Origin of the sequence: Achromobacter sp. ESBL13 (assembly GCF_036668755.1) — a bacterium.
GTDB lineage: Bacteria > Pseudomonadota > Gammaproteobacteria > Burkholderiales > Burkholderiaceae_B > Achromobacter.
In genome coordinates, this window is sequence record NZ_JAZEVT010000002.1 from 911,692 (window position 1) to 936,232 (window position 24,541).

A 24,541-nucleotide genomic window follows, 5' to 3' on the forward strand; every position below is an offset into this window, starting at 1 on the left:
ATGAGCAGCACTACGCATACCCCCACCGAAGCCATGCCGCCGCCCAGCACCCATGTGGGCGCGTGGCCCTGGCTTAGATCCCGCCTGTTCTCGTCGCCGCTGAACATCCTGATCACGGTACTGCTGGCGTGGTTCCTGTTGATGTCGGTGCCGGCGCTGCTGGAATGGGCGTTCTTCAAGGCCGACTTCAACGCGGCCAACGCCCAGGAATGCCGCGCTTCCGGTGGCGCCTGCTGGGCGTTCATCATCGAGAAGCACCGGCTGATCCTGTTCGGCACCTATCCGTTCGACGAGCAATGGCGTCCGCTGATCGCCACCATCATCCTGGTGGCGGTCATTGTTTGCAGCGGCATCCGTCGTTTCTGGAACTGGAAGCTGGCAGTCATCTGGGTCGTCGGCCTGACCGCCGTGGCGCTGTTGATGTGGGGCGGCGTGTTCGGCCTGACCTACGTCGAGAACGCCCGCTGGGGCGGCCTGCCGCTGACGCTGATCCTGTCCACGTTCGGCATCGCCTTTGCGTTCCCCATCGGCGTGCTGCTGGCCCTGGGCCGGCGTTCAAAAATGCCCGCGATCAAGGCGCTGTGCGTCGTGTACATCGAGCTGATCCGTGGCGTGCCGCTGATCAGCCTGCTGTTCATGTCGTCGGTGATGCTGCCCTTGTTCCTGCCGGAAGGCTTTTCGATCGACAAGCTACTGCGCGCGCAGATCGCCATCATCATGTTCGCCGCGGCCTACATCGCGGAAACGGTGCGTGGCGGCTTGCAGGCGATCCCGAAAGGGCAGTACGAAGGCGCGGATTCGCTGGGCCTGAACTACTGGCAGCAGATGCGCAAGATCATCTTGCCGCAAGCGCTGAAGATCGTGATTCCGCCGCTGGTCAGCATTTTCATTGCGCTGTTCAAAGACACGTCGCTGGTCGTCATCATCGGTATCTTCGATTTGACGCTGGCAGCCAAGGCGGCTTTGTCAGATGCGGCATGGCGTGGATTCGGCGTAGAGGCCTACCTGTTCATCTCGGCGATCTACTTCGTGTTCTGCTTTTCCATGTCCAAGTACAGTCAGGCGCTTGAAAAACGTCTTGCGACTGATCACAAACGCTAGCCACTGGCGCGCGCCCGCCTGCCGGTGGGCGCGCGCAGCGATATTTACGGGAGTACAGGCATGTCGGATGCCATTATTCGTATGCAGGACGTGAACAAGTGGTACGGGCAGTTCCACGTGTTGCGCAATATCAATCTGGACGTGGCGCAAGGCGAGCGCATCGTGGTGTGCGGCCCTTCGGGGTCGGGCAAGTCCACGATGATCCGCTGCATCAACCGTCTGGAAGAGCACCAGAAAGGCCACATCATCGTGGACGGCACGGAGCTGACGAATGACCTGAAGCACATCGAGACGATACGCAAGGACGTCGGCATGGTGTTCCAGCACTTCAACTTGTTCCCGCACCTGACCGTGCTGGAAAACCTGACGCTGGGCCCCATGTGGGTGCTGAAAAAGCCGCGCGCGGAAGCCGAGGCCACGGCCATGAAATACCTGGAACGCGTACGCATTCCGGAACAGGCCAAGAAATTCCCCGGCCAGCTCTCAGGCGGCCAACAACAGCGCGTGGCCATCGCCCGTTCGCTGTGCATGAACCCCAAGATCATGCTGTTCGATGAGCCCACTTCGGCGCTTGACCCCGAAATGGTCAAGGAAGTGCTGGACGTAATGGTGTCGCTGGCCCAGGAAAGCGGCATGACGATGATCTGCGTAACCCACGAAATGGGCTTCGCCCGCAAGGTCGCCAACCGCGTCATTTTCATGGACCGCGGCGAGATCATCGAACAGAACAACCCGGATGAATTTTTCGATAATCCGCAGAACGAACGGACGAAACTGTTCTTGAGCCAGATCTTGCATTGATCGGCTGAAGATTAGAAAAGTCGTTTGAGGTAAGCGCCCCAGGAGTCGGATTTTGGTCCGACTGTTGGGGTGTTTTTTTTATTGGGGTGGTATGCGGGGGCTGATGAAGCGCGGGTTGGGTCGGTGGAAGTTCGATGCGTTCGGGGCGTAGTGTGTAGCGCCGCGGCATTTCGATATGCGGGCGGTTTCGGCGAAAAGCGAGCATGCGCGTCACCGTACCGACATCCGCGCGTGGCCGCGCAGCGGCCATAACCCTCCCCCTCCCGTGTCAGCTCTAAATATCGGCTACATCGCGCAGCCGTACGCCGGAAAAGTTGCCCGCACGCAATGCATCAAACATCGCGCGGTCGCAGATAGGAGGTGCTCCCATGCGATCCTGGCGGAAGATATGGGCGTCTCCCACAACATCCTGTTTGAACACCAAGCTGGCTCCGCCAACGAGGCTATAGAGCTTCTCGTCCTGGCCTGTCTGATAATTGCGGTCGAGCTTGATCCTGACGCGAGAAGCGGCTTCATCCAGGGCATCGAGTCTGCGCAGCACATTCCCAAGGTAGTACTGAGGACCGGGGCTGCCGTCAGCATGGCTGAAGTCGCATGCCACAAAGGCAAACGCCTCGGCGTCCAATTGCTCAAACAGTTGCTTCAACGGCTCCGACACAATCCATATGCCAGCGAGCTCTTCCAGATCGCGTGGCATTCCGCCTTTCTCCGGTACATGAACCAGGTGCGGACGCTCCGGATACTGATCTGGCATTCCATTGGGACGCGAGACGACATTCATCCCCGGATCGATCAGCGTCTGTTCGTTGCCAATTTCTATGCCGGGAACCCTGCCGTTTCCCAAGAAGCTGGCGTCAATCAGGAAAAATTTTCCCTTATGCGATGCGGCTTCGCCTGACACTTCAATGGCGGTGGGTTCGGTCACGGTCGGTTCCATCATGGATGTGGGCGCAGAACGGGAATGCAGGTGCGCCGATGCTAACGGGGCTTTAACGCAGCCACAAGTTCCGTCGAAATGCTGCCTATCGTGTGCGGGAGCGTAGTTTCCCAAAAGACGACGTACGGCCAGAAGCGGTCGGCCGACGATTCTGGATATGCTGTTCCCACATACAAGCAACCCGAAATTCTGGTTCCTGGCGAAATGATGACGAACGTTCGAGCGGGCTATGAGCAGCAACTATGCGATCTCGTCGAATCCTCTGAGCAACTGATGGCTGCGCTGCGGGCGGTTCGCTGCCTTGGTTTGCCCTCCTGGTGCATTGGTGCAGGGGCCATCAGATCTTTGGTTTGGGATAGTTTGCATGGCTTTCAGGAGCCCTCGAACTTGGATGACGTGGACGTTGCGTACTTTGATGCCGACGCGCCTCTAGCGCTGGATGCCGAACTTCAAGAGCGGTTGCAGTTGCTCCTTCCCTCGCTAACTTGGGAAGTGACAAACCAGGCAACAGTGCATGAGTGGTTCGCAGAAGCGCTCGGCCAAGCGGTTTCACCCCTGACGTCTTTGGACGATGGGCTGGCCACTTGGCCAGAGTTTGCCACCTGCGTTGGCATTTACCTGGACGATGATGAATCATTGAAGGTCATAGCGCCGTACGGATTGAATGACCTGTTTGAACTGCGAGTTCGGCACAACCCTCGGCGGGCGAGCGTCTCAACGTTTATGCATCGCGTGCATTCCAAGCGATTTGGCCACCGTTGGCCTCGGCTTTCAATCTGTACACCCTGATCGCACGTAGGACCGCTGTGGGCGGAAAGGCGTCCCTCATCACCTAGAAACCGCCGCGATAAACTCGCAATTCAGACGGAGGCACGAACATGAAGCCACGAGTTACCGTTATCACCCTGGGCGTTGAAGATCTTGACGTGTCGTTGAGCTTCTACCGGGATGGGTTAGGCCTTTCCAGCGACGGCATTGTAGGCAGGGAATTCGAGCATGGCGCCGTTGCGTTTTTGGATTTGCAGTCCGGCGTGCGCTTGGCGCTTTGGCCGCAGAGCAGCATTTCTCATGACACAGGATTGACGTCAGTGCCGTTCAATCCGACCCAGATGACGCTGGGTCACAATGTCTCATCAAAGCTCGAAGTGGACACTGTCATGGCGCAGGCCGGTGCGGCTGGGGCAACGATCGTCAAGCCACCGCATGAAACGTTCTGGGGGGGTTACTCGGGGTACTTTCAGGACCCCGACGGACATCTCTGGGAAATTGTCTGGAATCCGCAGTGGTTAGAGTGAAAGCTGATCTGGCGCGGCAACTGAACTGCCGGCCAAAGTAGCCGCCGCCATGGTGCGGCCCGCAATCATGTCTTCGAACAGGGCCGCGAGATTTGGAGCAACGTCGCGCGTGTCCTCGAATTCCGGCTCGATGCCGTGCACGATGCGGCCCGAGTCGCGTTCTATCGCCAGGAATTCGTACGCGCCGGCAACGCTCATGTAGATCGGCGTGTGCTGTTGCCAGAAGTCCAGGACCGCCTGCCGGCCGGCGTCGTCCAGCGCGGCCTCCAGGCTGATATCGCGCAGGGTGTGCCAGGGAAAGGCGCTGTCCGCCGTGCAGTCATGGTCGGCTGCGCTCAGGAACCAGCGTGTCTGGTCCGCGTTGTGCAATTCGGTGAATGTCGCCAGGAAAGCGCCATAGCCGTGCGCGTCGCACGGGGCGGCCGCGGGCGTCGAGGTGGGTGTGGTCCGCAGCACCGTCCAGCCACGAGCGGCGAGATGATCCAGGAAGCGTTGTGGCTGCGATGTCATGTCGGTTTCCTCGGAGGGGTATCGATGATATTGCAATCTGGCGCTTTATTTATGACGGGCGTTGGTCAAAAGAAAACACGATCTCCGCGCCCAAGGTTGACCAAACTAGGGCATCCGCACCCAGTATCTCTTTGTTACGCCAATCTCCTCCCTGCGGTATGCTACTGACCGCCATAGATCTGGAGTGAGGAGAAAAACATCATGACGAACACCCCCCGTAGCGCGGTCCGCCGTGCCTTGTTGCAGGGCGCCGTGGCGCTGGCCGCGACCTTGCCGTTTGGTGCGCCCGCGCTGGCGCAGGCGACTGATTTTCCGACGAAGCCGATCCGCTTTGTTGTGCCGTACCCGCCTGGCGGTCCGCTGGACACCATGGCCCGCATGTTGGCCGAGAAGGTGCGCGGTTCGCTGGGTCAGCCCGTGATCGTGGAAAACCGCTCGGGAGCCGGTGGCAACATTGGCGCCGACCTGGTGGCCAAGGCGCCCGCCGATGGCTACACGCTGGTGATGGGCGCGGTGGCCACGCATGCGATCAACCCGTGGTTGTTCGCGAACCTGCCCTACGACCCGGTCAAGGATTTCGCGCCCGTGACGATCGTGGCGTCGGTGCCGAACGTGTTGGTGATGAACGTTGAGTTCGCCGACAAGAACAAGATCAAGACCTTGGCCGACCTGATCGACTACGCCAAGAAGAATCCGGGCAAGCTGAACTACGGTTCGGGCGGCAACGGCAGCGCGGGCCATCTGTCGGGCGAGCTGCTGAAGGCGCGTGCCGGCATCAACGTCGAACACATTCCTTACCAGGGCGCGGCGCCCGCGCAGTTGGCGCTGTTGTCGGGTCAGTCGGATTTCATGTTCGACAATCTGGCGGCGTCGGCGCCGTTGATCAAGGACGGCAAGGTGAAGGCGCTGGCGGTGACGACGGCCAAGCGTTCGTCGTTGCTGGCGGATGTGCCGACGGTTGAAGAGTCGGGCGTGAAGGGCTTTGATCTGGGCACGTGGTTTGGCGTGTTCACGACGGGTGGCACGCCCGCGCCGGTGGTGGCCAAGCTGAACAAGGCGTATGCCGACGCGATGCAGCAGCCGGATGTGAAGCAACGCCTGTTGACGATGGGTTCGGAAGCCGCGCCGATGACGCCGGAAGCCTTTGCTGACTTCGTGAAGAGCGAGAAGTCGAAGTACCAGGAAATCGTGAAGATTTCTGGCGCGAGCTTGAATTGATGGATCGTTGATTCAACGCGACGGCAGTTTTGGGGGCAGCGTAAGCTGCCCCCTTTCATTTATGGCGTGCGGATCTACGGAGTGTGGGCCTACGGAGTGTGGATCTACCACGTACGGATCTACGGCGTGCTTATCTACGCCGCCCCTATCGCCGGTCTATCCGTTCCCGGCCGATCCGTTCCCGCACCCCCACTTCCCCCGCCTACATCTTGCAATCCGCCGCGTGCACATCGGTGTGGTCGCGCGCCAGCACCTTCAGGTTTTTGTAGACCAGCTTGCCGTCGCTGCCGGGCTCGATGTGCAGCAGATACCAGTCCTGAACCGGATGTTGATTTGGCCCGAACTTGAACTTGCCACGCACGCTGGCGAAGTCCGCCTTGCGTAGCGCGTTGCGAAAATCGTCCGGGCGTCCGGTGATGTCGCCGTTCACGGCTTTCAGGGCCGAGGCGATCAGGTTGGCGGTGTCGTACGCCTGTGCGGCATACGCAGTGGGCGGGCGGTTGTAGGCCTTGGTGAACGCCTGCACGAAGTGCTTGTTCTGCGCGTTGTCCAAGTCGGCGCTCCATAGCGAACTCAGATAAAACCCCTTGCTGGCCGTGCCCGTCGCGGCCAGCATGCGGTCGTCCATTGAGTAGATCGGCGTAATCATCTTGATCTTGTCCGACAGCCCCGAGTTGGCGAATTGCTTGGTCAGGTTGATGCCCGCACCGCCCGGGTGAAACTGAAAAATCGCGTCGGGATTCAACGAGCGGATGCGCGCCAGCTCTACCGAAAAGTCCGACTGGTCCAGCTTGGTGTAGATCTCTTCCGCAATCTCGCCCTTGTACGCGCGCTTGAAACCGGCGACCGCATCACGCCCGGCTTGATAGTTGGGCGCCATGACAACGACGCGCTTCACGCCGAGTTCGTTGGCGGCGATGCCGGCCGTGTCGGCGTAGGAATCGTTCTGGAATGCGACCGCGAAATAGTTCTGGTTGCAGGCCTTGCCCGCGTAGTTCGACGGCCCCGCATTCAAGCTGACATAGAAGCCGCCCGCGTTCAGCACCGTGGGGCCAACGGCCGCCATCACGTTCGAGAAGTTGACGCCCGTGAACAGGCGCACGCCGTCCTGCACCATCTTGTCGGCGGTCTGCTTGGCGTTGGCCGGCTTTAGCGCGTCGTCTTCCACGCGCACGTTGACGGGCACGCCGCCCAGTTTGCCGCCGCCTTCCTTCACGGCCAGCATGAAGGCGTCGCGCTCGTCTTCGCCGATGTAGCCGGCGGGGGTGGACAAGGTGCCGATGAAACCGATGTCCAGCGGCTTGCCTTGCGCGCCGGCGGCGCATGCCGTCAGCGTTAACGCCAGGGCGGCGGCGCCCCGTAGGATGTGGCTTGTCATGGTTGTCTCCCAGTGGTGCTGCGGTGTTTTTGCTTTGTATTGATATGCCCTAAGTGGACGCCAGGCAGCCTTCCACCTTCCAGCCATACAGCCACTGCAACGCGTCATAGAACTGCGACTGGCTGCGGCCCGTCCACAGCGTGTTGCGCACGGTGCGTTCCACACCGCGCGCGTGATACAGCCTGCCCATCTCACGCGTGGACCACACGACACGCGCGCTGCGCGGAATGCGCACCGATTCGTAAAGGCGGAACGCGGCGTCCAGATCGTCGCCGCACTGTTGCACCGCGACCCCCAGCGTGACCGCGTCTTCCAGCGCCATGCAGGCACCTTGCGCCATGTATTGCGTCATGGGATGCGCCGCGTCGCCCAACAAGGTGACGCGGCCCTGGCCCCAATGCGCGACCGGTTCGCGGTCGGCGGTGGCCCAGCGCTTCCAGGACGTGGGCCGATCCAGCATCTGGTGTGGACGCGGGTGAATGCCTTCGAAGTACGACAGCACCTCTTGCTTGCTGCCTTCGCGCACGGCCCATTCCTCTTGTTCGCGGCTGTGAAACGTCACGACCAGGTTGTATTGCTGCCCGCCGCGCAAGGGGTAGTGCACCAGGTGGCAGTGCGGCCCGGCCCACAGCACGGGCGCGTTGATGCGTAGTTCGTCTGGCATGTTCTCGCGTTCGACGACGGCGCGGTAGACCACGTGGCCGGTCACGCGCACCGGGTCGCCCACCGTCTGCGCGCGGATGACGGACTTGACGCCGTCCGCGCCCACCAACGCGTCGGCGCGATAGCGGTTGCCGTTTGTGTCCACCACTTCCACGCCTTGCGCGTCTTGCGACATTGCGGCGATTTGCGTCGACGTACGAAAACGGATCAGCGGGTTTTGCTGCACGGCTTCAAGAATGGACAGGTGAATGTCGGCGCGATGGATCACGGCATACGGCCCGCCGAAGCGCGCGCGAAAGGCGTCGCCCGTGTCGATGCGCACGACTTCTTTGGCGTCGACGGCGTCCATCATGATGATGTGGTCGGTGAAGACGGCGCGTGCCCGTGCGGTCTCGCCCACGCCCAGCGCGTCCAGCGCCGCGAACGCGTTGGGCCCCAGCTGTATGCCCGCGCCGATTTCGCCAATGTGCGCGGCCTGTTCCAGCAGTTGTACGGCGATGCCTTGCCGCGTCAGCGCCAGCGCGGCGGCCAGGCCGCCGATGCCGCCGCCCACCACGATCACGGACCGCGTCGGCTTGGCTGAAAGTGAAGATGCGTTCATGTTGGCTCCCGCGGGTTCAATCCTGGCCGCCCAGGAAGGCGCCTTGGTGTTTCAGTTGCGCTTGCAGCGCCGCGATGGAAACGTTGCCCGGTGCGATGCCGTCGCGCAGCGCCATTGCCGCCGCTGTGCCCGCGGCTTCGCCCATGACGAAGCAACTGCCGCTGACGCGCGCGGCCGACTGACCCTCGTGCGTCATTGACGCGCAGCGGCCCGCCACCAGCACGTTGTCGGCCACGCCGGGCCCGCGCTTGGGCACCATCATGCGAAACGGCAGCTGGTTGTAGCCGCGCGATTCTGGGATGGGCGGCCACACCCATTTGACGTCGCCCGCCGTGTGCATTTCCAGGGGCCAGCCGTTCACGCCGATGCTGTCTTCGAAGTCGGCGCAGCCCAGTACGTGTTCCTGCGTCAGCACGGCTTCGCCGACGATGCGACGCGTTTCGCGGATGCCCAGCTGCGGCGCGATGTCCAGCACGTAAGCCTGTTCAAAGCCCGGGACCTTGGCGCGTAGAAAGGCCAGGTACTGCATGATCTGCCGGCGGCCTTCCAGCTCGCCTGCCGACAGCGAGCCCGCGTCGGTGCCGTCGGCCGCGCTGCCATCGGCATTGGCCAGTTGCGTGACGTTGACGCGCCATTCGTAGTCGTGCTTTTGCGGGCGGACGATGGCGCCGCGCCGGGGGAACGTGAACTCGCCGCTGGCGGCGGCTTCGTCCATCAGCAGGGGTATCGTCTTCCACGCTTCCTGCGCCCGCGCGCCGTCCACGTTGCCCACCTTGAACATCAGCGTGGGGTAAAGCATGTGGCCGTGGGCGTCGCCTTTTTCAAAAGGCAGGCCGCCCCATTGTGCGATGTCGGCATCGCCGGAACAGTCGATGAAGACCTTGGCGCGTACCGCGCAGCGGCCGGACTTGGTTTCCAGGAACAGGGCGTCGACGCGGCCGTGTTCGTCGCGTGTCAGCCCCGTGGCCAGGGCGTGGAACAAGATCTGCGCGCCGCTGTCTTGCACCATGCCGTCCGCCGCGCACTTGAAGGCGGATATGTCGTAGGCCTGCGCGTGGATCTTGCCCAGGATCAGGTGCGGATCATTCAAGCCGTCCATCGCGCGCATGCGGTCCAACAATTCGTCGGTCATGCCGTGCACCACCTGGCGGATGTCGCCGTGGATGTTGGCGTGCAGGCCGCAGAAGTTGGATACGCCGGCGGCGGTGCCCATGCCGCCCAGGAAGCCGTAGCGTTCCACCAGCAGCACGCGCGCGCCGTTGCGGGCAGCGCTGGCGGCGGCCAGCACGCCGGCGGGGCCGCCGCCCAGCACCACAACATCAAATTCGCCATACAGCGGGACCTGGCGGGCGGGTTCGGTAATGACCATCGAAAATCTCCTTGCTTGCCTTGCAGTGCGCCACCATGCGGTGCGCCACCAAGCGGTGCGCCACCCTGCGTTGCGCCACCAAGCGGTGCGCCACGAATTACCGCTTACTGGCCCTTGATGCCCAGCTTCTTGATCAGCGGTTCCCAGCGCTTGAGTTCGTCGTCCATGTAGGCGCGAAACTCAGCGGGCGTGCTGCCCACCGGGTCCATGAATTGCGCTTGTAGCCGCTTGGCGACTTCCGGGTCGCGTATGGCCTGGATCAACGCGTCCGACAGCTTTTTCTGAATGTCGGCCGGCACCTTGGACGACACCACGAAGCCGATCCATGCCGACCCCTCAATGCCTGGCACGCCCACTTCCGCCAAGGTCGGAATGTCGGGCAGCAAGGCGGAACGCTTGGACGACGTCACCGCCAGCGCCTTCAAGCGGCCGTCTTTCACCATGGGCATGACGGCAATGGGCGGCAGCGCGGCAAACTGCGTGTCGCCCGACAACAGCGACGTCAACGCAGCGGGCGACGACGGATAGGGCACGTGCGTGGCGCGTGCACCGATCTGTTGCAGCAGCAGTTCAACGGCCAGGTGCGACACCGTGCCGGCGCCCGGCGACGGGAAGTTGTACTTGTCCGGATTTTTCTTCAATGCCTCCAGCAGTTGCGCCACGTTGGCGATGCCGGCGGACGCGGGCACCACCAGTACGTTGGGCTGGTGCACGGCCAGCGTCAGCGGCGCCAAATCGGTGGCGGGTGCATAGGGCAGCTTGTCGAACAACAAGGTGTTGTTCACCAGCGGGCCGGTAATGGACACGCCGAAGGTATAGCCGTCGGGCTTGGCGTTGGCGATGGCGAAGGTGCCGATGTTGCCGCTGGCGCCGGGCTTGTTTTCAATGACGATGGTTTGCCCCAGGATGGCGCCGGCCTTCTCGCTGACAATGCGCGCCACCTGGTCCGGGCTGGACCCGGGGCCAAAGGGCACGATGGCCTTGAGCGGTTGGGCAGGCCAGGCGTCGGCGGCCCGCGCGGACGTCAGCGGCGCGGCGGCGGACAGGGCCAACAGACCCATCAGGCCCCGGCCCAATGCGTGCGTCAGGCCTTGGGGCAACAACTTAGTCATGCGTGTCTCCCACGTTTTTCATGGTGTCGAAATAGGTTTGTTCGTTGGCGATGAAGGCGGCGACCATTGCGCGATACGTTGCGTCCACCACCTGTTCCAGGTTGGCAAAGCCGCGGTTGTGGCGCGTGGCCAGCGCGCGCGCCTTGTCAAAGACCTGCGCCTGACGCGCGGGTGCGCTGACCTGGAAGGCGTCGCGCTTGAAGCGCGCGGCATCTTTCACGTACATCGCGCGCTCGGCGATCAAGCGGACGATCTCGTCGTCCAGGCGATCGATGTTGGCGCGCACATCGGCCAGCGTGGCGCACAGCGGCTGGTAGGCGGGGTCGGTGTATTCGCGCAGGGGCGCGCCTTGGGTGTCGGGCTCTTGCATGGGCGTGGTCATTGCGTGTAGTCGGGTTGGCGCGCGGGCGCGGCTTGCTGGAAGGCGGGTTGCGCGTTGCAGTGGTCGTAAACGCGCAGGATGCGGGCATACGGCGACAGGTCGCAGCCCATCCGCTGCGCATTGGCCACTTGCGGCACCAGGCAGCAATCGGCCAGCGTGGGCGCGTCGCCAAAGCAATATGCGCCATGACCATGGCGTGCCAGCAATTGCTCGACGGCGCCCAGCCCTTCCTTGATCCAGTGGTGATACCAGTCGTTCTTTTGCGCGTCGGTTGCGCCCAGCACGTCTTGCAGGTAGCGCAGGATGCGCATGTTGTTGACGGGATGGATATCGCACGAGATGGCAGCCGCCAGTTCCAGCACGCGGGCGCGCGCCAGGGTATCGGTGGGGATCAGGCGCGGCGTGGGATGCGTGGCGTCCAGGTAGTCGATGATGGCAAGCGACTGCGACAGCTGGACGTCGCCATCGGTCAGCAGCGGCACGCCGGCCGACGGGTTCTGCGCCACGTAGTCGGGCGCGCGCTGTTCCTGCTTGCGCAGGTTCACGGGCACGTAGTCGTAGGGCAGGCCCTTGAGCGCCAGCGCGATGCGCACGCGGTACGACGTAGAGCTATTGAAAAAGCTGTGCAGTTGCATGCGGCCTCCTGGTCAGACCATCTTTACGCTGAGTGTGCCCAGCCCATCCACGCCGCCCAGCATCTGGTCGCCGCGCACGACGGGGCCGACGCCTTCGGGGGTGCCGGTGTAGATCAGGTCGCCCGGCTCCAGCCGGAAGTAGCGGGACAGGTAGGCCACGGTTTCGGCCACTGACCAGATCAGCTTTTCGATGTTGCTGCGTTGCGTGTCGGCGCCGTTGACTTGTAGCCAGATGCCGGCGTGTTCAATGCCGCTGGTCGATGCCGCCGGATGCAGCGGGCCAATGGGTGCGCTGCGATCGAATGCCTTGCCCAATTCCCACGGGCGGCCGGCTTCGCGCATTTTCATTTGCAGGTCGCGGCGCGTCATGTCCAGGCCCACGGCGTAGCCCCAGACATGTTTGTGCGCGTCGTCCACGGCAATGTCGGCGCCGCCTTGGCCAATGGCCGCGACGAGTTCGATTTCGTAATGCAGGTTGGCGGTTTCGGGTGGGTAGGGCAGATCCAGCGTCTGGCCGTCTGCCACCGGCACGACGGCGTCGGCGGGCTTGCAAAAGAAGAAGGGCGGTTCGCGGTCGGGGTCAAAGCCCATCTCGCGCGCGTGGGCGGCGTAGTTGCGGCCGACGCAGTAGACGCGGCGTACGGGAAACGTGTCCTGGCTGCCGGCGATGGGCACGGCAACGGGCGCGGGGGGAGCAAACACGAAAGGCATGAATCACCCTGGAAAGACGGAAGGGAAAAGAAAAAAGGGAAACGCAAAGGGGATGCAACGGAAATGCAAAGCGCAAGGCGCAGGGTTCAAACCCCACTACGCAATCACCGCGCTTGCACTGCGCTTACACCGCGCGCCCGGGATCAGCCGATGCGTTCTTCGCGCCACACGCCCAGCGCGTCCTGCACCGGGCGGTCGGAATAACTGAACAGCGTGGCGTCATCCAGCGCCGCCAACTGCACCGGCATCCACGACGGCGCGACGAACACGTCTCGCGGACCGAAGTGGAATTCTTCGTCGCCGATACGTGCGATGCCCCGGCCTTCCACCACGCTGTACACGGTGGAATCGGTGCTGCGATACGCCTTGCCCTGGAAGCCCGCCGGCAGCAGCTGCATGAACGTGGCCATCGTCGGCATCGGGTAGCCGCCCGTGGCCGGGTTCAGGTAGCGCAGCTTCACGCCGTCCCAAAGGTCAAGCTCGCCATGGCGATACAGCGCGTCCAGCGCCTCGCGGCTGCGTTCGTAGGGGTAGTTGAAGATGGGCGACGTGCCGCTGGTGGCTTGGTGGCGCACCGGGGCCATGTTGTGCCCAAAGCGCGCCATGCTGTCGCCTTCGGGGCGGGTCACGGGCTGCGCGGCCTGCGGATAGTTTTCGGCAAAGCCCGCATCCAGAAAGCGCAGCAGCGGAATGTCCAGGCCGTCCAGCCAGACGACCGGTTCGCCGCCTTCAACGGTGTCGGCATTGCCGTGGTCGTGCCAGGTCCAGGACGGCGTGATGATGAAGTCGCCCGGGTGCATGGTGGTGCGTTCGCCGTTGACGGCGGTGTAGGCGCCGCGCCCTTCCACGATGAAACGCAGTGCCGACTGCGTGTGGCGGTGGCTGGGCGCCACTTCACCCGGCAAGATCAGTTGCAGCCCGGCGTACAGGCTTTGCGTGATGCTGGCTTGCCCGGGCAGCCCGGGGTTTTCCAGGATCAGCACGCGCCGCACGGCTTCTTCGGCGCTAATCAACGAGCCGGACGCCATGACGTCGTCGCGCACGTCGTCGTATTTCCACAGGGCGGGTACGCAGCGCGGCGAGGGCTGGCGGGGCACCAGGTTATGCAGGGACTCCCACAGCGGAGCCATGTGTTTCTTGGCGATGCGGGCGTAGTACTGCGCACGGTCGGCGCTGGGCTGCGCGCCGGGGTGTGCGTCGGGGTTTGCGCCGGGGGTGTGGCCGTCGGGCATGTTTGTCTCCGGTATGTCCGGCTGAAGCCGGCTTCTACAGGTGGCCGCCACGTGGTTCGCGGCTGGTCCAGATTCGAAGACGATTATGCGTAAGCAGCTATGTGTTTTGAAATGAAATTATCTTATTATCCATACGAATAAATATATACATACGAGACAACCTCCCACGCACGAGGGCCTGCATGGACTGGACCCATCGCCTGCGGCTGCGCAACCTGAAGATGCTGTTAAGTCTGGCGCAGACCCGCAACATCAGCCATTCGGCGGCCATGCTGAACACGACGCAGCCCGGGCTGTCGAAGTGGCTGAAAGACCTGGAAGACGACATCGGCCTGCCGCTGTTCGAGCGCCATGCGCGCGGGCTGCGGCCCACGCCGCATGGCGACGTGCTGATTGCGCATGCGCAGCGGCTGGAAGCGCAGCTGGACCGCGCGGGCGCCGACATGGCCGCGCTGCGTGAAGGCGGCGGCGGGCGAGTGGTGATCGGCGCATCCGGCGCGTCGGCTTCCGACACCGTGCCGCTGGCCGTGATGAAGCTGTTGGAACGCATGCCGCAAGCGCGCGTGAAACTGGTCGAAGGCACTACCGACCGGCTGCTGGCGCAGCTGGCGCAAGGGGATCTGGATATCGTGGTGGGCCGCTCGGCGCCCGAACATCACGACCCCGCCATCCGCTTCGAGGCCTTGTACCTGGAGCCCATCCACCTGGTGGCGCGCCCGCGCCATCCGCTGTTCGCCATTGAACAACCGACCTGGCCGGACCTGCTGTCGTACCGCTGGATTCTCTGGCCCAAGGGCACGCCGATCCGCAATGCGGTGGACGCGGCGCTGGCGGCTGCCGGCCAGGCGCCGCCCGCCGATCACGTGGAATCGAACTCGGTCACCATCAACCTCACGCTCATCAACAACAGCGACATGATCAGCGTGGCCTCGCATCGCGCGGCACTGCGCTTTTCGCAGATGCGCGCGATGCGCATCATCCCCGTGCGCTTGTCGGGCTTTGGTTCGGTGGCAATGTACTGGCGCGAAGACGCGTTCCGCCCGATGGCCGTGCAAGAGGCGATGGCGGCGTTGCGCAACACGGTCGCGGAACATGCGCCCGGTGTGACGAGGCTTTGATGGCAGCGCCGGGCGCGGGGCTGGCAGCGTTGATCGCGCAGTGCCGCAAGGTAGAGGCCGCGCTGGCCGGCTCGGGCGACCCGGCCGCATCGACGGCCATGCATCGCTTTGTGGCCGACATGGACGCGCGCCGCATGCCGCCCGGCATGTGGTCGCCGCTGGTCTTGTCGGTGTTGGTGATGACGGGCGGGCTGGGCGTCGGGATTGAAGTGCTGAGCCTGCTGCTGCGATCCGCGGGCGCGGCGCTGGCCGCGTTTGCGCTGGTGGCGGTTTGCGCGGGTACGGCGCTGGCGTTGGCGATCGGCGTGGTGATGGTGATGGCGGGGCGATGCGCGGGCCTGGTGCTGATCAGGCGGCTGGTGCTGGCGCTGATCGCGATTGGCGCGATGGGCCTTGCCGCCTGGGCGCTGGGCGGCGTGCGCGCCGTGGGGCCGGTGGTGGCGCTGCTGGGCGGCTTGGGCGCGTGGCTGGTGGTGAACAGCGCGGCGTTCTACGTATTCGCGGGATATCGCGTGGCGCTGCGCGTGGTGGCCGGCGGCCACGGCCAAAACAAATAAGCCATCACCGGTGACGGGCACCGTGATGGCTTATGCATAGGCATCCAGGCAACGGGCGCCAGGCGCGTGGCACCAGGCACTCTGCGCCAGGCGCCTGGCTTGGCGCCGCGGGCATCCCCGCCTTGCCGGCTTAGCGGCTTAGCGGCTTAGCGCCCTATCGCGATGCGATCGTGTCGGCCGGCACCGGGTTATCCCAGCCGCCGCCGATGGCGCGGATCAGTTCCACTGCCGACCGTGCCTGTTCACCGCTTAATTGCACGGCAACGCGTTGTTGCAGCAGCACGCTGCGGTCGGCTTCGATCACGTCCAGATAGCTGATCGAGCCTTCGCGGTACTGCGTGTGCGACAGCTTGGCGGCGCGTGCCGAGGCGTCAACGGCGGCGTCCTGCGCCTTGGTCTGGTCGGCCAGGATGCGCAAGTTGGCCAGGTTGTCTTCAACCTCGCGGAAGGCGTTCAGCACCGTTTGGCGATACACGGCAACGTCTTCTTCGTAGACGGCGCGGGCGCGGTCCAGACCGGCCTGGCGGCGGCCGCCGTCAAAGATCGGCATCGACAAGGCGGCGCCCACCAGCGGACCCAACAGGAACGTGCGGCTGGACCACTGGAACAGGTTGCCCAGGTCGGACGATTCATAGCCAAAGGCACCGGTGATGTCCAGGCGCGGGAAGAACGCGGACTTGGCCGCGCCCACGCGGGCATTGGCGGCGGCCATGGCGCGTTCGGCGGCGGCGATGTCGGGGCGGCGTTCCAGCAGCGTGGACGGCAGGCCGGCGGGAATCGACAGCGCCACCTTCTGGATGGGCTGCGGCGGCATCGTGAAGTCCGACGGCGCGCGGCCCAGCAACACGGCCAGCGCATGTTCGGCGGCGGCGCGGCGGCGGTCGATGCCCAGCGCTTCCGATTGCGCGGATGCCAGCTCGGCCTTGGCGCGTGCCAGGTCCAGTTCGCTGATATCGCCCGCGTCGTAGCGGCGCTGGATCAGTTGCAGCGTGTCGGTACGCAGCTTGACCGTCTGGCGATAAAGCTGCGATTCGGCGTCTTGTTCGCGCACCAGGAAATACGTGGTGGCCACGTCGGCCTGCAAGGCCAGCAGCACCGAACGGTACAGCGCCTCACTTTGCTGCGCGTCGGCCGTGGCGGCGTCGGCGGAGGAAGCCACGCGGCCGAACAGGTCGGCTTCATACGACACCGCGCCTTGTGCGCGCCACGTCGTCACGGGGCTGGTCGACGTGCCATCGGGCAAGCCTTGCGACACGGCGGACGGGCGCTGGCGGTTGGGGCCGAAGGCCGCGTCCAGCGTCGGGAAGAAGCCGGCGCGGGCTTCACGTTGCAGCGCGCGCGACTGCGCCAGGCGCGCGGCGGCGGCTTGCAGGTTCTGGTTGGCCTGCTGCGCCTCTTCCTGCAATTGGTTCAGGCCGTCGTCGCCGAATATCTTCCACCAGGCGCCGCGCAACGCGTCTTCGGACGGTTCAGCGGGCTTCCAGGTGCCGGCCTCGGACGCGGGCAGGGCGGCTTCCTTGAAGGCCGCCGGCGCGGCGGCGGAGGGTTTTTCATAGGTGGGGCCCACCGCGCAGCCGGCCAGCACAAGCAGGACGGCAAGCAGGGCGGAACCGCGGGTCAGTCTTTGGATCATGATGAATTCTCTTTGTCGCGCGCCCCGCCCGGTGGGGCAGGGCGCGCTGGCTTCTCTGTGGGTCTGCCGGCTTTACGCGTGAGTCTGCGGGGCGTGCGGCGCATGCGGGTCGATGTGCGGCGCGCACTCCGGCGCTTCATGCTGGGCCGCCGAGTGCAGCGGCTTGCCGCCCAGCGAACGCAGCAGCACGTAGAACACCGGCGTCAGGAACAGGCCGAACAGCGTCACGCCCAACATCCCGAAGAACACCGCCACGCCCATGGCATGACGCATTTCGGAACCGGCGCCCGACGACAGCACCAGCGGCACCACACCCATGATGAACGCGATGGACGTCATCAGGATCGGACGCAGACGCAGGCGGCTGGCTTCGATGGCGGCTTCCAGCGGCGTGCGGCCGCTCATTTCAAGCTCGCGGGCAAATTCCACGATCAGGATCGCGTTCTTCGCGGACAGCCCCACCAGCACCATCAAGCCGATCTGCGTGAAGATGTTGTTGTCGTTGCCCGTCAGGTACACGCCCGTCAACGCAGCCAGGATGCTCATCGGCACGATCAGGATCACGGCCAGCGGCAGGGTCAGGCTTTCGTACAGCGCGGCCAGCACCAGGAACACCAGCAGCACGCTGATCGGGAACACCCACAAGCCGGCATTGCCCGCCAGGATCTGCTGATACGTCAGGTCGGTCCATTCGAACTTCACGCCGCGCGGCAGCGTTTCGGCGGCCACGCGTTCGGCGGCGGCTTGCGCCTGGTCCGACGAAAAGCCGGGCGCCGGGCCGCCGTTGATGTCGGCGGCGGTGTAGCCGTTGTATCGCACCACCATTTCGGGGCCAAACGTCTGATTCACCGTCACCAGCGAAGACAGTGGCACCATGTCGCCGGCGGCGTTGCGGGTCTTCAGTTGCAGGATGTCGTCGGCGTGCGCGCGGAACTGGGCATCGGCTTGCGCCCGCACCTGGAACACGCGGCCGAAACGGTTGAAGTCGTTCACGTACATCGAACCCAGGTAGATCTGCATGGTGTCGAACACTTCCGTCACCGGCACACCCAGCTGCTTGGCCTTCACGCGGTCCAGGTCCACATCCAGCTGCGGCACGTTGATTTCGTAGCTGGAGAACGAGGGGCCCAGTTCAGGCGTTTGACGCGCCTTTTCCAGGAAGGCCTGCTTGGCCTTGTCCAGCTCGGCATAGCCGAGCGCCGCGCGGTCTTCCAGTTGCAGCTTGAAGCCGCCCAGCGTGCCCAAACCCATCACGGGCGGGGGCGGGAACACGGCGATGAACGAATCCTGGATGGCGGCAAACTTCTGGTTCAGCGATGCGGCAATGGCGTTGCCCGACAGCTCGGCACCCTTGCGTTCGTCAAATGGCTTGAGCGTGACGAACACGATGCCGGCGCTGGAACTGTTGGTAAAGCCGTTGATGGACAAGCCCGGGAACGCGATGGCGGATTGCACGCCGGGTTCCTTCAAGGCGATGTCGCTCATGCGGCGGATCACCGCTTCCGTGCGGTCCAGCGACGCGCCGTTGGGCAACTGCGTGAAGCCGATCAGGTACTGCTTGTCCTGCGCGGGCACGAAGCCGCCGGGCACCAGGTACGACACGCCGATCGTGGCCGCCACCAGCACGGCGTACACGCCCATCGCGCCGGCCTTGCGGCGGATCACGCTGGACACACCCGTGCCGTAGGACTCGGACGCGCGGCCGAACATGTTGTTGAACCAGTTGAAGAAGCGGCCGAAGACGCGGTTCATGCCACGGGTGAGCCAGTCCTGCTTGTCGTGATGGCTTTTCAGCAGCAGGGCAGACAGCGCGGGCGACAGGGTCAGCGAGTTAAAGGCCGAGATCACCGTCGAGATGGCAATCGTCATGGCGAACTGCTTGTAGAACTGGCCGGTCAGGCCCGTCATGAACGCCAGCGGCACGAACACGGCGCACAGCGTCAACGCGATAGCGATGATGGGGCCGCTGACTTCGCGCATGGCGCGGTAGGTGGCGTCGCGTGGACTCAAGCCCGCCGCGATGTTGCGTTCCACGTTTTCCACCACCACGATCGCATCGTCCACCACGATCCCGATGGCAAGCACCATCCCGAACAACGACAAGGCGTTGATGGAATAGCCGAACACCAGCAGCAGCGCGAACGTACCCACGATGGAGACCGGCACGGCCAGCAGCGGGATGATCGATGCGCGCCACGTTTGCAGGAACAGGATCACCACCAGCACGACCAGCGCGATGGCTTCCAGCAGCGTATGCACCACGGCTTCGATACTGGAACGCACGAACTGCGTGGGGTCGTATTCGATGCGGTATTCCACGCCCGGCGGGAAGTCTTGCGCCAGCTCGGCCATGGCGGCGCGCACCTTGGACGACACGTCCAGCGCGTTCGCGCCCGGCGACTGCATGATGCCCATGCCCACCGCCTGCTTGTTGTCCAGCAGCGAACGCAGGCCATATTCCTGCGCGTCCAATTCCACGCGTGCAACGTCGGACAGGTGCGTCACGGCGCCGTCGGACGAGGTCTTCAGGATGATGTCCTTGAACTCTTCTTCGCTTTGCAGACGGCCACGCGCGTTCACGTTCAGCTGCAAGGGCACGTCGCCCTGCGTGGGCGATGCGCCGATCACACCGGCGGCAACCTGCACGTTCTGTTCGCGGATGGCGGCAACGACTTCAGACGCCGTCATGCCGCGCTGGGCGACTTTTTGCGGGTCCAGCCACACGCGCATCGAGTAGTTGCCCGAGCCCCACACCGTGACTTCGCCCACGCCCGTGATGCGGGCCAGGCGATCCTTGACGTTCAGGATGGCGTAGTTGCGCAGGTAGGTGATGTCGTAGCGGTCGTTAGGCGAAATCAGGTGCACCACCAGCGTCAGCGTCGGAGAGCTTTTCGCGGTGGTCACGCCCAGGCGCTGCACGTCCGGCGGCAGGCGCGGCAGCGCTTGCGACACACGGTTCTGCACCAACTGCTGCGCCTTGTCCGGGTCCACGCCCAGCTTGAAGTTGACCGTCAGCGTCAGGTTGCCGTCGCTGTTGGCCTGCGACTGCATGTACAGCATGTCCTCAACGCCGTTGATGGATTCCTCCAGCGGCGACGCAACGGTTTCGGCGATGACCTTGGGGTTGGCGCCCGGATACTGCGCGCGCACCACCACCGACGGCGGCACGACTTCCGGGTATTCGGAAATGGGCAGCTGGAACATGGCCAACAGGCCGGCCAGCAGCACCAGGATGGACAGCACACCGGCAAAGATCGGCCGGTCGATGAAGAACTTTGAGATATTCATGAGCGTTCTCTGTAGACGCGCGGGCCTTACTGGACCTGGGCCGCGGCGGTCTGCACCGGTGCGCGCTTGGCGGCAACCATGGGCACGACGGTGGGGGTCACGGCGTCGCCGGGACGGATGCGTTGCAGGCCGTTGACGACGATGCGTTCACCGGGCTTCAGGCCGGAATCCACGACGCGCAGGCCTTCCTGGTTGGCGCCCAGCTTGATCTGGCGGTAGACGGCGTGGTTCTTGTCGTCCAGCACCAGCACGTAGCGCTTGTCCTGGTCGGTGCCGATGGCTTTTTCGTCGATCAGCACGGCCGAACGCGGGTCGCTGCCGCCCAGGCGGACGCGGGCGTACAGGCCGGGCAACAGCGAGCCGTCGGCGTTGTCGAATTCCGCACGCACGCGGATCGTGCCCGAGGTGGCATCCAGGCGGTTGTCCACCGACTGCACGACGCCGGTGCGCGAATAGCCTTCTTCGTTCGCCAGGCCCAGTTCAACCGGCACCGAGCCGGCCTTGCCGTTGCGCGCCGGGTTCACGTACTTCAGGAACGTTTGTTCGTCCACGTCGAACGATGCGTACATCTTCGATACCGACACCAGGGTGGTCAGCGGCACGGACGCGGCGCCGGCGGCCACCACGTTGCCCACGGTGACTTCGGCGCGCGACACGCGGCCGGCCACGGGGGCTTCGATGCGGGTGTAGCCCAGGTTCAGCTTGGCGTAGTCCAGCGCGGCCTGCGCGCCTTGCAGGTTGGCGGCGGCTTCGCGCGCGGCGTTCTGCTTTTCCTCGAAGTCGCGGCGCGCGATGGCGTTGTCGCCCAGCAGGCGCTGGCCGCGCGCCAGTTCGGTGGCGGTGTACGACGCACGCGCCTTGGCGGCGGTCAGGGCGGCGGCGGCGCGGTCAACCTCGGCCGCGTACGGGCGCGGGTCAATGGTGAACAGCACGTCGCCCTTCTTGACGATGCTGCCGTCCTGGAAGTGCACTTGCGTCAGCGTGCCGGACACCAGCGGGCGGATGTCAACGCGGTCGATGGCTTCCAGGCGGCCGGAATAACGCTGCCAGTCCACGATGGTCTTGTTGACGACTTCGGCCACTTCGACCGGGGTTGCGGCGGGCGCGCCCTGGGCCACGGCGACGTTGCCGCCACCCGGGCCACGGGTCAGGGCATAACCGCCACCAGCCGCCAGCACGGCGGCAAATACAACGAGCACAGCAATACGTTTACGCGAAACCATGATGTTTCCTTGAAAGATTTAGGTGCGAAAGCGCGCTTGCTTTTGGAGCCCGGGGCGGGGGCGGCTGCGGCGGGTCTGGCCATGTCAGTCCTCAGCATCCGTTGCGGATAGGCTTATATGCTTATGCTGCAACGCAACATCCAGCGGGGTTGCGGATCCCAGTCAGAGTGCCGGGGGCGGGCTCTGCGAGGACGGAAGCTGAGGATTGACATGCCCTGTGGGGTCGCCGGGAGGCAAGGGCACTTCAAGATGGTTCGCATTCTGAGTGTTTTGTGGGGCCGGATAAACACAGTTAATCCGGCAACACTGTTCAGTACGGATGACTAATCAGCGTCGAAATCGGGTTATGCTCCGTTCACCCCGACTTATTTGCCTAAAAGGACACCGCCGCCATGGACCGTTTTCAGGCTATGCAGGTGTTTGTGCGCGTCGTGGACGCCAACAGCTTCACGCGGGCGGCCGACAGCCTCTCGCTACCGCGCACCACCGTCACCACCATCATCCAGAACCTCGAACGCCTCTTGGGCGTGCGACTGCTGAACCGCACCACGCGCCGTATCGGCTTGACGCCGGACGGCGCGGGCTATTACCAGCACTGCGTGCGCATTCTGGCGGACGTCGAGGAAACCGAGGCCTGTTTCCAGGAAGCAGCGCTGCGCCTGAAGGGCAGGCTGCGCATTGACGTGCCGACCTGCATCGGCCGGCTGATCCTGATCCCGTCATTGTGTGATTTCCACGACAAATACCCCGACGTCGAGCTCGTGCTGGGCCTGGGCGACCGGCCTGTGGATATGGTGCAAGAGGCCGTCGACTGCGTGATTCGCGGAGGCGAACTGGAAGATTCCAGCCTGGTCGCGCGCCGCATCGGCACCTTGCAGACCGTCACCTGCGCATCGCCCACCTACGTGGCGCGCCACGGCATGCCGCAAACCATCGAATCGCTGCGCGATCACCACGCGGTGCATTACTTCATGAGCCGCACGGGCCGTAACTGCACCTGGGACTTCAAGGTGGACGGCAAGCACCAGGAAGTGGACATGAAGGGCACGGTGGCGGTGAATGAAGCCGGCGCTTATCTGGATTGCGGGCTGAAGGGTTTCGGCCTGATCCAGGTGGCCCGCTACATGGCCCTGCCGCACCTGCAATCGGGCGAGCTGATCGAAATCCTGCCGCAGTGGAAGCCTAGCTCTACGCCGATTTCCGTGCTGTATCCGCAAAGCCGCCAGTTGTCGCCGAAGGTACGCGCGTTTACGGATTGGGTGGCTGAATTGTTCGCCGGATGCCCGCTATTGAGCGGCCGCGACGAAACCGATCCGGCAGCCGCCAGCTGCGGTGTCTATCAGCGTCAGTTGGGCATGCCCAGCGCCATGACGATGGGGGCGCCCGCCGCCCAGCCGCTGGCCGAACCGGTGTTGGCCCAGACGCCGCCGCGTCGCCGCAGCCCGCGCGAAGAGGCCGCCGAGTACGCGCTGTAAGCGTGCGGCGTGGCGCGCCGGGTGCGTGCCACGCCGAAAGACCACGGGAATCCCCGTAGTAAATACAGGGCTTGCGTCCCTCGTATATCTTGAAACGTCTGTATAGTCCGACAGTCAAAGCCTACAACGCCCTTACTGTCGATCCGCGCTATGCAGCCTGTTCTACCCGCTTATTTGATGGCCCGTTGGCTGCTTTTGCTCGTGCTGTTGGCCGGGGTGTACTTCCTTAGCGGCTTTCTCGTTCCTGCTCTTGCGGCCCTGATTATTGGCCTGGCCAGCTGGCCCTTGTACCAGCGCCTGGTGGTGCGCTGCGGCGGCCGCACGGCCGTGGCCGCGTCGCTGGCGCTGCTGATGGTCATCGTGGTGCTGATCGTGCCGATGTCGCTGGCGCTGTCCTACGCCATCAAGGAAGCCAGCACCTTTTTCGCCTGGGCCATCGCGGCCAACCGCCACGGCGTGGCCGTGCCCAACTGGATTACGTCGATGCCCATGCTGGGCGAGCGCCTGGGCCAGTATTGGGAATCGTATATCGGCCAGCCCCACGCGCTGGGCGCGCTGGTCGAAGCCGTCAGCGGCGAACACCTGGGCAACATCTACCGCATGGTGCTGGCGGCTACGGGCAACGTGTTCCAGCTGCTCTTGACCGTGCTGTTCATGCTGATCACGCTGTTCTTCGTCTACAAGGACGGCATCCGCATGGTGGCGCAGCTGGACGTGCTGGGCGAACGCATCCTGCCCGCGCGCTGGCAGCGGTTTTCCCGCGTGGTGCCGGCCACCATCAATTCCACCGTGACCGGCATGGGCCTGATTGCGTTGGGCGAAGGCCTGGTGCTGGGCATCGCCTACTGGGTGGCGGGCGTGCCGTCGCCGGTGCTGCTGGGCGTGGTGACCGGTTTCATGGCCCTGATACCCGGCGGCGCGCCGCTGTCATTCACGCTGGTGTCCTTGTACCTGGTCGGTTCCGGCCACTTGGTGGCGGGCATCGCGCTGATGGTCTGGGGCAGCGTTGAATTGTTCATCGTGGACAAAACCCTGCGCCCGCGCCTGGTGGGCGGCCCGGTCAAGCTGCCGTTCCTGCCGACGTTCTTCGGGCTGGTGGGCGGCGTGAAAACAATGGGCATCGTGGGCCTGTTCGTCGGGCCGGTGCTGATGGCCTTGCTGGTGGCCGTGTGGCGCGAATGGGTGCACCACGAAGTCCAGGAGCGCGACGCCGAGCGGGCTCGCCCGCCGCTGCCGCCTGTGACGCCGCGCGTTGAAAAAACGCCTTCTTCCTGACGCGCGGCCCGCCCGCTTTGGTAATCT

At 64.3% G+C, this 24,541-nt stretch carries 22 protein-coding genes; 9 read left to right on the forward strand and 13 right to left on the reverse strand.

The window, feature by feature from the left end; genetic code table 11:
- Both V6F88_RS13010 and V6F88_RS13015 read left to right on the forward strand, forming a co-directional pair.
- Complete coding sequence (locus V6F88_RS13010) at positions 1–1,101, forward strand: amino acid ABC transporter permease (protein WP_046803290.1); 1,101 nt, start codon at positions 1–3, stop codon at positions 1,099–1,101.
- A gap of 60 nt (positions 1,102–1,161) precedes the next feature.
- Positions 1,162–1,902: an amino acid ABC transporter ATP-binding protein gene (locus tag V6F88_RS13015; RefSeq protein WP_046803291.1), complete on the forward strand. Its 741-nt coding sequence runs from the start codon at positions 1,162–1,164 to the stop codon at positions 1,900–1,902.
- A gap of 274 nt (positions 1,903–2,176) precedes the next feature.
- On the opposite strand, the gene V6F88_RS13020 is transcribed toward V6F88_RS13015, so the two are convergent.
- On the reverse strand, positions 2,177–2,827 hold the full coding sequence (locus V6F88_RS13020) for an imm11 family protein (RefSeq protein WP_332609961.1): 651 nt from the start codon (positions 2,825–2,827) through the stop codon (positions 2,177–2,179).
- Between the two features lie 216 nt (positions 2,828–3,043).
- Between V6F88_RS13020 and V6F88_RS13025 the strand changes: the two genes are divergently transcribed.
- Together V6F88_RS13025 and V6F88_RS13030 are read left to right on the forward strand one after the other, a co-directional pair.
- Positions 3,044–3,628: a nucleotidyltransferase family protein gene (locus V6F88_RS13025; protein ID WP_442880298.1), complete on the forward strand. Its 585-nt coding sequence runs from the start codon at positions 3,044–3,046 to the stop codon at positions 3,626–3,628.
- An 89-nt stretch (positions 3,629–3,717) separates the two neighbouring features.
- Complete coding sequence (locus V6F88_RS13030; protein WP_332609962.1) at positions 3,718–4,134, forward strand: VOC family protein; 417 nt, start codon at positions 3,718–3,720, stop codon at positions 4,132–4,134.
- Here V6F88_RS13030 and V6F88_RS13035 read toward each other — a convergent pair.
- Positions 4,126–4,644 carry a hypothetical protein gene (locus V6F88_RS13035; RefSeq protein ID WP_332609963.1) on the reverse strand — a complete coding sequence of 173 codons (519 nt, stop codon included), beginning with the start codon at positions 4,642–4,644 and terminating at the stop codon, positions 4,126–4,128. The two genes, V6F88_RS13030 and V6F88_RS13035, sit on opposite strands and share 9 nt — an antisense overlap.
- A gap of 201 nt (positions 4,645–4,845) precedes the next feature.
- Between V6F88_RS13035 and V6F88_RS13040 the strand changes: the two genes are divergently transcribed.
- The gene (locus V6F88_RS13040; protein WP_104141720.1) at positions 4,846–5,862 is read left to right on the forward strand and encodes a Bug family tripartite tricarboxylate transporter substrate binding protein; all 1,017 of its coding nucleotides are present in this window, start codon (positions 4,846–4,848) and stop codon (positions 5,860–5,862) included.
- 202 nt (positions 5,863–6,064) lie between these two features.
- Here V6F88_RS13040 and V6F88_RS13045 read toward each other — a convergent pair whose 3' ends face one another.
- From V6F88_RS13045 to gtdA, 8 genes are all read right to left on the reverse strand, one after another.
- Positions 6,065–7,240 carry an ABC transporter substrate-binding protein gene (locus tag V6F88_RS13045; protein WP_319307790.1) on the reverse strand — a complete coding sequence of 392 codons (1,176 nt, stop codon included), beginning with the start codon at positions 7,238–7,240 and terminating at the stop codon, positions 6,065–6,067.
- A 49-nt stretch (positions 7,241–7,289) separates the two neighbouring features.
- A complete protein-coding gene (locus tag V6F88_RS13050; protein ID WP_332609964.1) occupies positions 7,290–8,504 on the reverse strand; it encodes a 3-hydroxybenzoate 6-monooxygenase in 1,215 nt (404 codons plus the stop codon).
- Between the two features lie 16 nt (positions 8,505–8,520).
- Positions 8,521–9,873 carry an FAD-dependent oxidoreductase gene (locus V6F88_RS13055; RefSeq protein ID WP_314355418.1) on the reverse strand — a complete coding sequence of 451 codons (1,353 nt, stop codon included), beginning with the start codon at positions 9,871–9,873 and terminating at the stop codon, positions 8,521–8,523.
- Positions 9,874–9,977: 104 nt separating this feature from the next.
- Positions 9,978–10,985: a Bug family tripartite tricarboxylate transporter substrate binding protein gene (locus V6F88_RS13060; RefSeq protein ID WP_332609965.1), complete on the reverse strand. Its 1,008-nt coding sequence runs from the start codon at positions 10,983–10,985 to the stop codon at positions 9,978–9,980.
- Complete coding sequence (locus tag V6F88_RS13065) at positions 10,978–11,367, reverse strand: chorismate mutase (protein WP_219991264.1); 390 nt, start codon at positions 11,365–11,367, stop codon at positions 10,978–10,980. The genes V6F88_RS13060 and V6F88_RS13065 overlap by 8 nt, the downstream gene beginning before the upstream one ends.
- Positions 11,364–12,002, reverse strand: a complete 639-nt coding sequence (gene maiA / locus V6F88_RS13070; RefSeq protein ID WP_332609967.1) for a maleylacetoacetate isomerase — start codon at positions 12,000–12,002, stop codon at positions 11,364–11,366. Before maiA ends, V6F88_RS13065 begins: the two co-directional genes overlap by 4 nt.
- A 12-nt stretch (positions 12,003–12,014) precedes the next feature.
- Positions 12,015–12,713 (reverse strand): fumarylacetoacetate hydrolase family protein, encoded by a 699-nt coding sequence (locus V6F88_RS13075; protein WP_332609968.1) that lies wholly within the window; start codon positions 12,711–12,713, stop codon positions 12,015–12,017.
- A 143-nt stretch (positions 12,714–12,856) separates the two neighbouring features.
- On the reverse strand, positions 12,857–13,945 hold the full coding sequence (gtdA, locus tag V6F88_RS13080) for a gentisate 1,2-dioxygenase (RefSeq protein WP_332609969.1): 1,089 nt from the start codon (positions 13,943–13,945) through the stop codon (positions 12,857–12,859).
- Positions 13,946–14,127: 182 nt separating this feature from the next.
- Here gtdA and V6F88_RS13085 point away from each other — a divergent pair, with 182 nt between their 5' ends.
- Both V6F88_RS13085 and V6F88_RS13090 read left to right on the forward strand, forming a co-directional pair.
- The gene (locus tag V6F88_RS13085) at positions 14,128–15,063 is read left to right on the forward strand and encodes a LysR family transcriptional regulator (protein WP_332609970.1); all 936 of its coding nucleotides are present in this window, start codon (positions 14,128–14,130) and stop codon (positions 15,061–15,063) included.
- Positions 15,063–15,620: a hypothetical protein gene (locus V6F88_RS13090; protein WP_332609971.1), complete on the forward strand. Its 558-nt coding sequence runs from the start codon at positions 15,063–15,065 to the stop codon at positions 15,618–15,620. The genes V6F88_RS13085 and V6F88_RS13090 overlap by 1 nt, the downstream gene beginning before the upstream one ends.
- Positions 15,621–15,774: 154 nt before the next feature.
- On the opposite strand, the gene V6F88_RS13095 is transcribed toward V6F88_RS13090, so the two are convergent.
- From V6F88_RS13095 to V6F88_RS13105, 3 genes are all read right to left on the reverse strand, one after another.
- Positions 15,775–17,253 carry an efflux transporter outer membrane subunit gene (locus V6F88_RS13095; RefSeq protein WP_332609972.1) on the reverse strand — a complete coding sequence of 493 codons (1,479 nt, stop codon included), beginning with the start codon at positions 17,251–17,253 and terminating at the stop codon, positions 15,775–15,777.
- A gap of 72 nt (positions 17,254–17,325) precedes the next feature.
- A complete protein-coding gene (locus tag V6F88_RS13100) occupies positions 17,326–20,541 on the reverse strand; it encodes an efflux RND transporter permease subunit (protein ID WP_332609973.1) in 3,216 nt (1,071 codons plus the stop codon).
- A gap of 26 nt (positions 20,542–20,567) precedes the next feature.
- Positions 20,568–21,764, reverse strand: coding sequence for an efflux RND transporter periplasmic adaptor subunit (locus V6F88_RS13105; RefSeq protein WP_332609976.1), 1,197 nt, complete (start codon positions 21,762–21,764; stop codon positions 20,568–20,570).
- Between the two features lie 392 nt (positions 21,765–22,156).
- On the opposite strand from V6F88_RS13105, the gene V6F88_RS13110 reads away from it, so the two are divergent.
- Entirely contained in the window at positions 22,157–23,239 is a 1,083-nt protein-coding gene (locus V6F88_RS13110; RefSeq protein WP_332609977.1) for a LysR family transcriptional regulator, read from the forward strand.
- 150 nt (positions 23,240–23,389) lie between these two features.
- Complete coding sequence (locus V6F88_RS13115; protein ID WP_332609978.1) at positions 23,390–24,514, forward strand: AI-2E family transporter; 1,125 nt, start codon at positions 23,390–23,392, stop codon at positions 24,512–24,514.
- Positions 24,515–24,541: the final 27 nt, after the last annotated feature.